Source organism: Pediococcus stilesii (assembly GCF_001437075.1).
GTDB classification, from domain to species: Bacteria; Bacillota; Bacilli; order Lactobacillales; family Lactobacillaceae; genus Pediococcus; species Pediococcus stilesii.
Genome location: NZ_JQBX01000006.1, coordinates 41,591 through 54,393, shown reverse-complemented (window position 1 = coordinate 54,393; position 12,803 = coordinate 41,591). Strand labels below are relative to the sequence as shown.

Genomic DNA, 12,803 nt, shown 5'->3' with positions numbered 1-12,803 from the left:
ACAAATATCGAGCTAACCTATAAGGCGCTGTCTAATTTGATTAATTTGAGTTTGAATACTACCATCGTAGATCAAACTGTCTGTTTTAATGATAGCACCGCCAATGATTGAATCATCAACTTCACTATCTAAAATAACTTTTTTAACGTTTAAACGGTGGGCAAAATTATCAGCCATTCGATTGAGTTGCTCATCACTCAACGGAATTGCTGAAATAACCCTTGCACGGACCAGCTGCTCGCTTAGGTCGCACATGTCATTAAACTCGTCAATAATTGCGGTCAAATCATCCATCCGGCCGTAATCAAAAGTCATCTTAATTAGGTTTTGAACAGACGTCGAAGCATCCTTGACTAAAATATCAATGATTCCTTGCTTGTGCGTCTGTTCCAAGCCCTTATCAGTTAAAATCTTGCCTAATCCTTTGTTATCAGTAAATACATTCCGAATTTGATTTAATTCGCTTCTAGTCTCTTCTAGCTGACCATTTTCAGAAACAATTTCAAAAAGTGCTTTAGCGTAACGTTTAGCGATTGTCGTTTTATCTAAACTCATTTACTATCACCTAAACCTTCGATGTATGAATCAATCAATTGCTTTTGACTGTTTTCATCAAGCTCTTTTTTGATAACTTTGGAAGCAATCTCAATAGATAACGACGCAATATCGTCTTGTGCACTCTTGAGTGCATCAGCGCGTTCTTGTTCAATATCCTGTTTAGCTTTATCTTTTAGCGACTTAGCTTCAGTTTGAGCATTTCCAATGATTAATTCACGTTCTTTTGCACCACTATCTTTAGCATTATTAATGATAGACGTGGCTTCTTCGTGAGAATTGTCTAACGCTTCTTTACGTTGTTTAGCAAGCTCATCGGCCTCTTTACGAGACTTCTCAGCTGAGTCAATGTCGTCAGAAATCCGATCAGCACGTTCTTTTAGCATTGCATTAACTGGTCCCCATGCAAATTTTGCAATTAGAGCCATTAATACAATAAATAAAATGGCGTAAAATAACATATCACCAATGTACAGAGTGCTCCCCTGTGCCGCCCCTAATATAATGTGCGTAAACATCTATTGACACCTCCTTCTTTGATAAATTAATAATTTATCACTGCCTACTTATTCATTACAAGAAGTGAAATAACGAAGGCAAGGATTGGCATAGCTTCAACTAAACCAACACCAATAAACATTGTTGTTCTTAGTTGTCCAGATAGTTCTGGTTGACGAGCCATTCCTTCAAGCATTTTAGCGACAACGATACCGTCACCGATACCACCACCAATAGCGGCTCCAAACATAGCAATTCCAGCTGCAATAGCACCCATAATAGTTGTTCCTCCTACCTAAAAATAAAATATTATTCGTCTTCGACCTTATGAGAAATGTAAACAGATGTTAGTGTTACAAACACAAACGCCTGGATACTACCCAAGAATACGGAAAATCCTTGCCAGATCAAGGCAAGTGGGATGGCGACAATCATGTTAACGACGCCACCTGAGAAAGCAATTCCTCCGATCATCTTAAGTAGCATTTCACCGGCGAAAATAACACCGTAAATACGTAACCCAAGGGTCAAGAAATCAATGAATTCTGTAAAAACACCAATCGGTAACCAGATCTTAAATGGCGATAAATATGTTCTTTCAAAATATTGTTTAAAGCCAAATTTTGCAACACCTGAATAGTGCGCTAACATCATTGTGATCAACGACAATGTTAAAGTGACAATCGGATCAGCTGTTGGGCTTCTTAGATACGTAACATCATTCCATGCAATCTGCAGAAATAAACCGATTTGGTTAGAAATAAAGATGAACAAGAAAAGCGTAAAAGCATATAGGCCAAAATTCTTTTCCTCTTTTTCATCAACAGAATCACGTAAAATACCATTGGTAAAATCAACGACCCATTCTAGCGCATTTTGCTTGCCAGTCGGCTTTAACTTTAAATTACGTGAAAAAGCAAATACAACACCAAAAACAATCAATGCTGCAGCTAATCCGGAAATCAAGTTTGTCGTATTAAATGTCAAACCAAGAAACTGAAAAGTTGAAATTGATTCACCACTCACAGAATATCACCTCTTTTCTACCTAAGTGTACTTAAACCTGCATTAACAATGCCAAAATTTAAGTCATAAACTTGAACAAAAGACAGTATTTTCCGTCTGAAAATACATTTGAAATGATACCACCAATTCCGATAAAAGACAAAGCAATAATCGTTGTTATTTTAGGCTTTATAAGTTGTTAGCGCTTCAAAAACAACTGTTTAATCAATTTGCTCTTCGGAAAAAATTAAATAAATTCTTAAGAACTTTTAAAGAAAACTTCACGACGTAAAACTTTGGTTTAATCATTCATTTGATTTTAATGCCTCCACCATATCAACTTTTTTTAGTCTCCTATGTGTTAAATATACAACAATTAGGTTAAATAGAATCATTAAAACTGTGGCTACAATATAACCAATCGGTTCAATTGTCAAAGGAAATACAACTGTATCGGTTTCGGCCTGTCTAATGACGTAATCGGTAAGTAAGTTTCCTAGACCAAATCCTAAAATAATCCCTAAAGCGGCCAAAATGATGCTTTCTCTGGCAACATACATTGTTACCTCGGGGTTCAAAAAACCTAACACTTTAATTGTTGATAACTCTCGCAATCGTTCCGAAATATTGATGTTATTTAAATTATACAAGACGATGAACGATAGTAGTCCCGATAACAGAATAAAAATCATCACCACTGGTCCCAATTGTTTCGTCATATCATCAACAATAGCGGACTGATCATTCACAAAACTTATGCCTAAAATATTGGAATTTTTTTTCATCCAATTTTTAGCAAGATTATTATCAGCGTCCGAGGAATTCTTTATTTTAACCAACAACGTTTGCATTTTAGGATTGTCCGCTATTTTTTGTTGGTAAAGTGCGCGTGGCATATAGATAAAATTTCCAACATAATTTTTGGCAATTCCTGATACCTTAAAATTGGTCGGATGTTTTCCGTCAACACTAATTTCAATCGACTGTCCTTGCTTTAGGTTCAAAATTTTAGCCATCTTTTGGGTAATAATAACTCCATCACTCTTTAACCGCATTGCCTCACCATTTTGATAATCCTTAAGCGTGATAAAGCCAGTTAATCCATTATTACTATTGGGGACGTACATTGTAATATCGTTAACTTTTTTCCCGTTTTGACGCACTGATGCCGTCGAAGTATGCACAATGGTACTAGACTGATAATTTTTATCCGATTCAATCGTTTTTCTCACTGAATCAAGACTTTGGACCGTCTTAGATTGAAGGACTAGGTCATAATTTATAACTTTTTTGAATTGAAGATTTGCCGTGGCCGAAATTGAATTTGATATTCCAAATCCGGTTAGAATTAGTGCTGTTCCGCCAGCAATACCTAAAATTGTCATTAATCCTCTAGTCTTAAACCTAAACAGGTTTCGATAACTAATTTTCTGATTAAACTTTAATCTCTTCCAGATAAATGGTATTCGTTCAAGTAAAATCTTCTTTGCATTTTTTGGAGCTTTGGGACGCATTAAGGCTGATGGTGAATCCCGGGTTTCCTTTAGCACAACGAATAAAGCAGCACCAACAGTCACGACCATCGATAAGACGATCGCTATTATAATTGAACTCCAATCATAGCTGATCACCGGTGGCCCCAATACGTAATTCTTATACATTGAAATCACAAATCGTGGTAACAGTTGATTCCCGAGACCAGCTCCAATTATGGCCCCCAAAATACCGGCCCAAAAAGCGTAAGAAGTGTACTCGTATCCAATTGCCATTTTTGAAAAGCCCAGCGCTTTTAGCGTCCCGATTTGTCCTCTTGATTCTTCAACCATTCTCATGACCGTTGTAAACGTAATCAAGGCCGCCAATAAGAAGAAAAACGCCGGAAAAACGTTTGCGATTGCTGAGATTCTTTTTGAACTTTCACCATAACCCGTAAATCCCGGAAGGTCGCTTCGTTCTTGCCAAATATAATTTGGTTCAGCCCGTTTTAAAATACTAGACTTTTGGGACTCCAACTGGCTCTGTTTTTGGTTTAACTCATCCGCTTGTTGCTCCAACTTTTCGTTTGCTTCACGATTACTACCATTAATTTTGGAAGTTTGAGCTTTTGTTTTTGCTAACTGACTTTGAGCTTCGTTTAATTTTGCCTGCGCATCTGCAATTTGACTCAATCCCGTACTGGCAATCTCATTTGCCCGCGCATTTTTTCGTTTATTCAGTGCTAACTTTATTTTTCCCAGCTTAGAATTGAGTTTAGTTTTATACTTATCCGAAAATAATTGTTCTTGCTGTAAACTTTCAAAGCGGATATTCATTAAATTATTAACAGGAATATTAATCGAGTCATCACTAACGTACGCAAAATATTGAACGTTCCCACTACCTAAATTAGCAGATCCTCGACTGGAATCATCAATATAAATTGGTGAGTCGACGAAACCAACAATTTTGTATTGATCGTCCTTTAAATCTGCTGATTTTGCAAAAGTAAACCGGTCTCCTAATTGATATTCTTCCTTTTGCTTTGCCCGTTGATCTAATAAGATTTCTCCATCATTTTTAGGTAAACGGCCGCTTGTCAATTTGAACTGGTTCTGTTTTAAATCAGAATTCAAACCGTACAGTGCGACCGCATCTTTATTTTTTCCACCAATTACATATTTAAATTTAGAAAGTTCAATTTGAGACCCCTGAACTTTTTGAGCCGCTGAAACGTCCTTTGAAGTAAATCCTTTATCCGATATCACCCGAATATCACTCAGTTTTTGCTTATTAACCTCTAATTGAAGCGTATCATTTAACGATGGCCCCGTTGCTTTAACTCCCACAAAAAGTAGCACGCCCAGCATGATAATTAACAAGATTGCAATAAAACGCCCGGCGGAATTCTTTATGTCACGTAACAATAATTTATTCATTAATCCTCACCTACCATACCAAATCAACTGCCTTTATGGGCTGGCTGTTATCAATCACCTCATGTACTTTGGAATCATTGATATGAATTACTCGGTCAGCCATTTTGGCAATTTCCGAGTTATGAGTGATGATAATGGCGGTTTTATTAAACTTACGACTGGCTTCACTTAATAACTGTAAGACTTGTTTACCAGTTGTATAATCTAGCGCACCAGTTGGTTCATCACAGAGCAGTAGTTTCGGATTCTTAGCCAACGCGCGCGCAATTGCCAAACGTTGCTGTTCTCCACCAGATAATTGAGACGGAAAGTTTGACATTCGTTCGCTCAAACCGACCTGGTCTAAAACTTCCTTAGGATCTAAACTATCTTTAACTAGTGACGTCGCTAATTCAACGTTTTCCAAAGTTGTCAAATTTGGAATAAGATTATAAAACTGAAAAATAAATCCAACATCGTTTCTTCTATACAAAGTTAGCTGCCGATCATTAAATTTAGCAACATCAACACCATCAATTAAGATTTGGCCACTTGACGGACTGTCCATCCCTCCCAACATGTTTAAAACAGTCGATTTACCAGCCCCACTCGGACCCAAAATAACCGTTATTTTTCCTTTTTCAATTTCAAAATTTATATCTCGATTTGCAAAAATTTGAGTTTCACCCATTTGATATATTTTATTTTCATTTTTCACTTCAATATATGCCATTCGAATTAATCTCCTTAGCTATTTCTGTAAGCGTATTCTATATACTTAATCATAAAGCTTTTGAGTCATTAATGTAATGGAAATTGGCGTAAAAAAAAGAAGAGCTCGAAAGCTCTCCTCTAGAAATTTATTTTGTTCCAAACAGCCGGTCACCTGCGTCACCTAATCCAGGTACAATATAGCCGTCTTCATTAAGTTTCTCATCCAAAGCAGCAGTGTAAATATCAATATCTGGATGAGCTTTTTGTAATGCTTTTACACCCTCAGGAGCAGCAACTAAACAACATAGTCGAATATCTCTTGCTCCTCGTTTTTTTAGTGCATCAACCGCCATAATTGCGGAACCGCCTGTTGCAAGCATTGGATCAACAACAAATACTTGACGTTCACTGATATCGCTTGGTAACTTAACAAAGTATTCCGTTGGCTTCAATGTTTCTTCATCACGGTACATTCCGATATGACCAATTCGAGCAACTGGCAATAGTTCAGCCATTCCATCGACCATACCTAAGCCTGCACGAAGAATTGGAACAATTGCAACCTTCTTACCAGAAATTTGTTTTTGAATTGATTTACCAATTGGTGTTTCAATTTCCACGTCTTCAAGTGGCATATCACGTGATACTTCGTAAGCCATTAACGTTGAAATTTCGTTTACAATTTCACGAAACTCCTTTGTGCTACAGCGTTTATCCCTAATCAAAGTTAACTTATGTTGAATTAACGGATGATTGAGAACCTCAAACTTACCCATGTCTAAACTCGCTCCTTTCAAATTCCTTATCAATTGTAGCTAAAAATACACAAAAAAACTAGGTTTAATTTAGGCAATTGGGTGTTTTGCAGTTAACTCAAATACTTCCTTTTTAATTTCATCTAATACAGCCGGATCATCATGATGATTAATTGCTTTAATAATTAGTTTTGCAACTGCTTCACAGTCATCTTCCTTAAAGCCACGTGTCGTAATCGCTGGTGTCCCCACTCGTAAACCAGATGTCTTGAATGGACTTAGCTTTTCATCAGGGATTGCTTCTTTATTAGTCGTAATAAAAACTGTATCCAATAGATTTTGAACTTCTTTTCCATTTAAATCTGTCTGTGTCAAATCAACGGTCATCAAATGGTTATCCGTGCCCCCGGTTACGACATGCAGATTATCTTCTGCTTCAAAAACAGCAGCCATGGCTTTTGCATTTTTGAGAACTTGTTCCTGATATTCTTTAAATTCAGGTCGGAGAGCTTCGCCAAAAGCAACCGCTTTTCCGGCAATTACATGTTCTAGAGGTCCCCCTTGATTTTGAGGGAAAACAGCAAAGTTCAATTGTTTAGCATACTTTTCTTGTGACAGAATCATCCCACCACGAGGTCCACGTAATGTTTTATGCGTGGTAGTAGTAACAACATCCGCAATTCCAACTGGTGATGGGTGTAAGCCTGTGGCTACTAAACCAGCAATATGTGCCATATCAACCATCAAAAATGCATTGACTTCGTCCGCAATTTCACGGAACTTATTCCAATCGATAAAGCGACTATAAGCAGAGGCACCTGCAACAATGATTTGTGGACGTTCCTTAAGTGCGATTTCACGAATTTTATCGTAATCCAATTCCTCGGTTACTGGATCTACGCCATAGCTGACAGAATGATAGAAAGTTCCACTAAAACTAACCTTTGCACCATGCGTTAAGTGTCCGCCAGCGTTTAAATCCATCCCTAGAATTTTATCACCTGGATTGATAAACGCAGCGTAAGCAGCCGCATTTGCTTGAGAGCCAGAATGAGGTTGAACATTAGCGTATTCTGCGCCAAAAAGTTGCTTAGCGCGATCAATTGCCATCTGTTCTACTTGATCAATAAATTCACATCCACCGTAGTATCGTTTCCCTGGATATCCTTCAGCATATTTGTTTGTCAAAACGCTACCCTGAGCCTGACGAACACCTTCTGACACAATGTTTTCTGAAGCAATTAATTCAATATTATGCTGCTGACGATTTTCTTCACGTCCAATTGCAGCCCATAATTCTGGATCTTGTTCTTTATAATTCACTGGTCAATTCCTCCTAGTTAATATCGCTAAAATAAGTGTTACCTGCCGATTTTTGTAGGCGATTCATGTATGCTTCGCCAATACCTATTCTATCAAACTTTTGAGAAAAGATAACATTAATTAATAAATTTTGATCAAAAGTTCGTAATTCATCAAATAATCTATGACTTGCACTCTCAGGCCCGTCCCCCAAAGACATATAACGAATATTGTCGTAACTATCAAGCTTATTGTTTCTGAAAGTTGCATCCGTTGTCATTACACCTACTATTTGATTTGCATGTTTGGCAATCCACTGACCAACTTCAGGCCATTCAGAATCTTCGACAATGTATACCTGTGCGTTTGGTGCGTAGTGCTTGTACTTCATTCCAGGAGCTTTGGGAACCTCATCTTTTCCAACTTGGTGATGGTCAGTTTGAACCTCTGGTAAAATTTCTTTTAAATCATCAACAGTTATGGCTCCCGGTCGCAAGATACTTGGTATTTTACCAGACATATCTAAAACCGTTGATTCTACTCCGATTTTAGTTTCACCATCATCTAAAACACCAGCAATTTTCCCATCTAAATCATGCATCACATGTTCTGGTTTGGTTGGACTTGGCTTCCCCGACGTATTTGCAGACGGACCAACTAAAGGAACGCCAGCTTCTTGAATCAACTTAATTGTTGCGGCATTATCAGGATTTCTGAACGCCGCCGTATTCAATCCACCAGTGACTACCGGTGCCAATGCGTTTGGCTTAATTGGCAGAATAATTGTTAATGGACCGGGCCAAAACTTATCCATTAACGCTTTACTTTGTTCATCAATATTAGCAAACTTTTCAACTCCGGCTTGGTCAGCAACGTGCACAATTAATGGGTTATCTGACGGCCGCCCCTTCGCTGCATAAACTTTCTTAACTGCCTCTGGATTTGTTGCATCGGCTCCTAGACCATACACAGTTTCGGTCGGAAACGAAACCAACTTTCCTTCATTAATTGCTTTGGCTGCTTCGTTTATTTCTTCTTTACTAAATAATTTACTCATAACTAGTCTCCCTATTTCATTTTAGCCCAAAGAATCCGGTCATGTTGACTAAGATCCTTAATTATATCAACCGTTTTAATATATTCTTTTTCTTTAAAGTAACGTCCTAATGGTGGACCTTGTTGATAACCAATTTCACAAAATAATTGTCCCGTGAAATTAAGATGCTCATTTAGTTGGTCCGCAATTTGTTTGTACCAAAAGAGCCCATTATCCTGCGCAAACAATGCTATTGACGGCTCAAAATCGAGAACAGACTGATCCATCTCGCTTCTTTCATTTTCAGCAATATACGGCGGATTACTAACAATTAAATCAAATTTCAGCCCCTGAACTGCTTCAAACAAAGAGCCATTTTTAAAATCAATCACTGCCTCATGTCTTTGTGCATTTTCTTTAGCAACGTTTAAAGCATCAGTTGAAATATCAGTTGCCGTAATCTGCCAATCCGGACGTTCAAGCTTTAATGTGATAGCAATATCGCCACTCCCAGTACCAATATCTAACACACGTAAATTTCTTCCGTCATTTTTGTTTTTTTTCAGAATTTCTTCAACCATTTCTTCAGTTTCTACCCGAGGAATTAACACTCGTTGGTCAACATAAAACTCACGTCCAAAAAAATTAGCTTTGTTGGTGATATATTGCACCGGTTCTCCTTCGATCACACGATTAATTGCTTTTTGAAACCAAATCCACTGCTCGGGTCGCAAGCGTTCTCGGTAATGCATGATTAATTCCGTTCTAGTCCACTCCATTGTGTTCATTATCAAAATTTGTGGTGCATTTTCATCTCCACCATGCTCATCGATAAATAAAGAAGCCCATCTCAGGGCTTCAAAATAAGTCGGATTATTATTCATTACGAAGTTGTTCCATTTTCTTTGCTTGATCATCTAAAATCAATGCATCAATAATGTCGTCTAATTCACCATTCATCACTCGATCCAACTTATTCAGAGTCAATCCAATCCGATGGTCTGTTACTCGGTTCTGTGGAAAATTGTATGTGCGAATTCGTTCTGAACGATCTCCAGTACCAACGGCGCTCTTTCGTTCGGCATTATAAGCGTCTTCCTCTTGCGTTTGATAGTAATCATAAACACGCGCTTTTAAAATACGCATCGCTTTTTCACGGTTTTGTTGCTGTGAACGTTCATCTTGCATTGCGACCACAATTCCAGTGGGTAAATGTGTCATTCGAACAGCTGAAGAAGTCTTATTAATATGCTGTCCACCGGCTCCAGATGAGCGATATACATCAGTCCGAATATCCTTTTGATCAATATCAATGTCCACATCTTCAGCTTCAGGCATTACTCCCACGGTTGAAGTCGAAGTATGTACTCTTCCGGCCGATTCAGTAACCGGCACCCGTTGAACTCGATGAGCACCATTTTCATATTTTAATTTAGAGTATACTTTGTCGCCAGAAATCATTAATACAATTTCCTTGAATCCGCCAACGTCGGTTGCATTTTCGTCGACAACTTCAACTTTCCAACCTTGCGACTCCGCGTAACGAGTGTACATGTTGTATAAATCTGCCGCAAATAAACTGGCTTCATCGCCACCAGCTGCTCCATGAATTTCCATAATAATGTTTTTATCATCATTCGGATCCGAAGGAAGCATCAAAATTTTGATTTCCTCTTCAAGTTTTTCTTTTGTATCACGTAAATCAGACAGCTCTGATTTAACCAAACTGTCCATTTCTGGATCAAGTTTTTCTCGTTGTAACTCTTCATTTTCGGCAATTGCATCAACGGTTTTACGATATTCACGGTATTTTTCAACCGTTTCCCGTATTTCCCCTTCTTCTTTTGAAAGCTCCTGGTACCGTTGAGAATCAGACAAGACCTCTGGATCAGCAAGCAACTCGCTTAATTCTTCATAACGGTCGGCAACCGCCTGAACTTTTTCAATAATATCCATTAATTAGTTCCTCATTTCTTCAATCAGTGGGTGAAAATAATGTCGACGGCAAACGGGATAATACGATTCATTACCACCAATTTGTACTTGTTCGCCGTCATAAACTGGTTTTCCATTATGAAAACGAAGGTTCATTAATGCCTTATGTTTACAGAACCAACAAATTGTTTTCATTTCGACTATTTTATCAGCATAAAGAAGCAAATATTTAGATCCTTCAAATAAATCATTTTTAAAATCATTTTTTAAGCCAAACGTCATAACGGGAATTCCTAAATCATCAACGACTTTTGCAAGTTCCAAGATATGATGTTTCTTTAAAAATTGTGCTTCATCAATTAACACGCATGCCGTTTTCTCATCAACGTTCTTGATCACATCCAAAATATTAGTATCGTCAAAAATCGGTAATGCATCTCGTCGTAACCCAATTCGGCTGGAAATTTCGCCAACCGCAGTTCGGGTATCAATTCCGCTCGTCATTAAAACAACTTTTTTATTCTGTTCTTCATAGTTATGCGCCACTTTTAAAATTTCAATTGACTTGCCACTATTCATTGCTCCGTAGTGAAAAAATAACTGCGCCATTTAGCTCCACCCCTAAATTTATTCTCCAATTTTTAAGTATAGCTGATATAAAATAAAAATTCACCTCTTATTAAATTAAGAAACTTTCTTTTTTTATGTTTTCAGATTAAAATATTGTTTTAGATGTTTCTTTAGATATTCGGAGGGCTAACATGTCATTTAAAAGTACAATCGCCAAAATGGCTGGAAAATCGTCATATTGGTTTTTACACACATTTCGTTCAGGAGGAAGTTCACTTCCTGGAAAGATAACTACCCGACTAGATCCAACAATTTTAAAAGATCTTGGTAAAGACTATGATGTGATTGTGATCACTGGGACCAATGGGAAGACCCTCACCACGGCGTTAACCGTTAAAGTTCTACGTCAGAAATTTGATCACGTCCTCACCAATCCCACCGGTTCTAATATGGAACAAGGAATTGTGACTACGTTCTTAACCGATCATAAATCTAAAAACGGAAAAAATATCGCAATTTTGGAAGTTGATGAAGCAAATGTCATCAAAGTTACGCAATTTATCAAGCCACTTGCATTTGTTTTCACCAACATTTTTAGAGATCAGATGGACCGCTATGGTGAAATTTATACCACCTATCAAAAAATATTAGACGGCGTGAAATTAGCACCCGAGGCAACAATTATTGCCAATGGTGATATGCCAATTTTTAACTCCGTTAAGCTGCCAAATCCGATTGTTTATTATGGCTTTAACAATCAGCCAGATGGTGAAATGAAAGCTGATCCTAATACGGACGGGGTTGTTTGCCCGGTATGTCAACATATTATTCATTATAAATTTATTAGCTATAGTAATCAGGGAAAATACTATTGTCCCAACTGTGGTTGGCATCGTCCTGACTTAACCTATCAACTCACACAAATCACTAAGTTAACACCTAGTCTGTCAAAGTTCTTTATTGATGCTTCTAACTTTACCCTGCATATCGGCGGCTTATACAACGTTTATAATGCACTCGCCGCATATTCCGTTGGTAAGTTCATGGGCGTCCCGACTTCAAGCATTCAGAAAGCTTTAAACGATCCCGATGAACGAGTTTTTGGTCGTCAGGAACAAATTAACGTCGATGGTAAGGAAGTGACGATTGTCCTAGTTAAAAATCCGGTTGGCTTAAATCAAGTAATTGATATGGTGGGAACTGAAACTGAACCATTTTCTTTTGTCGGGCTCCTCAATGCTAACTACGCTGATGGGATTGATACCAGTTGGATTTGGGATGGTAATTTCGAAAAACTTACCCAAATGAACATTCAACAATATATGACGGGTGGCGAACGTTATAAGGACATCACCTTCCGTTTAAAAGTTGCGGGAGTTCGAGATGAACAGCTGTGGACTTACGATAATCTAAAAGATGCCGTTTCAAATATTAAGAATTTACCTACAACGAAGGTTTACGTATTCGCAACCTACACAGCTATGCTACAATTACGAAAACAATTGACCAGTGAAGGCTATATTAAAGAGGGAATCTAAT

At 37.8% G+C, this 12,803-nt stretch carries 13 protein-coding genes; 1 reads left to right on the top strand and 12 read right to left on the bottom strand.

Features of this window, described 5'->3' with window-relative positions:
* Positions 1 to 12: 12 nt before the first annotated feature.
* From atpH to IV81_RS03660, 12 genes are all read right to left on the bottom strand, one after another.
* Positions 13 to 555, bottom strand: coding sequence for an ATP synthase F1 subunit delta (atpH, locus tag IV81_RS03715; RefSeq protein WP_057802416.1), 543 nt, complete (start codon positions 553 to 555; stop codon positions 13 to 15).
* Entirely contained in the window at positions 552 to 1,073 is a 522-nt protein-coding gene (gene atpF / locus IV81_RS03710) for a F0F1 ATP synthase subunit B (RefSeq protein WP_057802414.1), read from the bottom strand. Before atpF ends, atpH begins: the two co-directional genes overlap by 4 nt.
* Before the next feature lie 44 nt (positions 1,074 to 1,117).
* Positions 1,118 to 1,330, bottom strand: coding sequence for a F0F1 ATP synthase subunit C (gene atpE / locus IV81_RS03705; protein ID WP_002833682.1), 213 nt, complete (start codon positions 1,328 to 1,330; stop codon positions 1,118 to 1,120).
* Between the two features lie 32 nt (positions 1,331 to 1,362).
* Positions 1,363 to 2,079 (bottom strand): F0F1 ATP synthase subunit A, encoded by a 717-nt coding sequence (atpB, locus tag IV81_RS03700; protein ID WP_057802412.1) that lies wholly within the window; start codon positions 2,077 to 2,079, stop codon positions 1,363 to 1,365.
* 284 nt (positions 2,080 to 2,363) lie between these two features.
* Positions 2,364 to 4,973 (bottom strand): FtsX-like permease family protein, encoded by a 2,610-nt coding sequence (locus IV81_RS03695; RefSeq protein WP_057802411.1) that lies wholly within the window; start codon positions 4,971 to 4,973, stop codon positions 2,364 to 2,366.
* A 10-nt stretch (positions 4,974 to 4,983) separates the two neighbouring features.
* Positions 4,984 to 5,685, bottom strand: a complete 702-nt coding sequence (locus IV81_RS03690; protein ID WP_057802409.1) for an ABC transporter ATP-binding protein — start codon at positions 5,683 to 5,685, stop codon at positions 4,984 to 4,986.
* A 127-nt stretch (positions 5,686 to 5,812) separates the two neighbouring features.
* Complete coding sequence (upp, locus tag IV81_RS03685) at positions 5,813 to 6,442, bottom strand: uracil phosphoribosyltransferase (RefSeq protein WP_057802407.1); 630 nt, start codon at positions 6,440 to 6,442, stop codon at positions 5,813 to 5,815.
* Between the two features lie 69 nt (positions 6,443 to 6,511).
* On the bottom strand, positions 6,512 to 7,744 hold the full coding sequence (glyA, locus tag IV81_RS03680; RefSeq protein ID WP_057802405.1) for a serine hydroxymethyltransferase: 1,233 nt from the start codon (positions 7,742 to 7,744) through the stop codon (positions 6,512 to 6,514).
* Between the two features lie 13 nt (positions 7,745 to 7,757).
* Positions 7,758 to 8,780, bottom strand: coding sequence for an L-threonylcarbamoyladenylate synthase (locus IV81_RS03675; protein ID WP_057802403.1), 1,023 nt, complete (start codon positions 8,778 to 8,780; stop codon positions 7,758 to 7,760).
* 11 nt (positions 8,781 to 8,791) lie between these two features.
* Complete coding sequence (gene prmC / locus IV81_RS03670; RefSeq protein WP_057802401.1) at positions 8,792 to 9,643, bottom strand: peptide chain release factor N(5)-glutamine methyltransferase; 852 nt, start codon at positions 9,641 to 9,643, stop codon at positions 8,792 to 8,794.
* Complete coding sequence (gene prfA / locus IV81_RS03665; RefSeq protein WP_057802400.1) at positions 9,636 to 10,715, bottom strand: peptide chain release factor 1; 1,080 nt, start codon at positions 10,713 to 10,715, stop codon at positions 9,636 to 9,638. Before prfA ends, prmC begins: the two co-directional genes overlap by 8 nt.
* A 3-nt stretch (positions 10,716 to 10,718) precedes the next feature.
* The gene (locus IV81_RS03660; protein ID WP_057802398.1) at positions 10,719 to 11,303 is read right to left on the bottom strand and encodes a thymidine kinase; all 585 of its coding nucleotides are present in this window, start codon (positions 11,301 to 11,303) and stop codon (positions 10,719 to 10,721) included.
* A gap of 152 nt (positions 11,304 to 11,455) precedes the next feature.
* Here IV81_RS03660 and IV81_RS03655 point away from each other — a divergent pair, with 152 nt between their 5' ends.
* Positions 11,456 to 12,802, top strand: a complete 1,347-nt coding sequence (locus IV81_RS03655; protein ID WP_057802396.1) for a Mur ligase family protein — start codon at positions 11,456 to 11,458, stop codon at positions 12,800 to 12,802.
* Position 12,803: the final 1 nt, after the last annotated feature.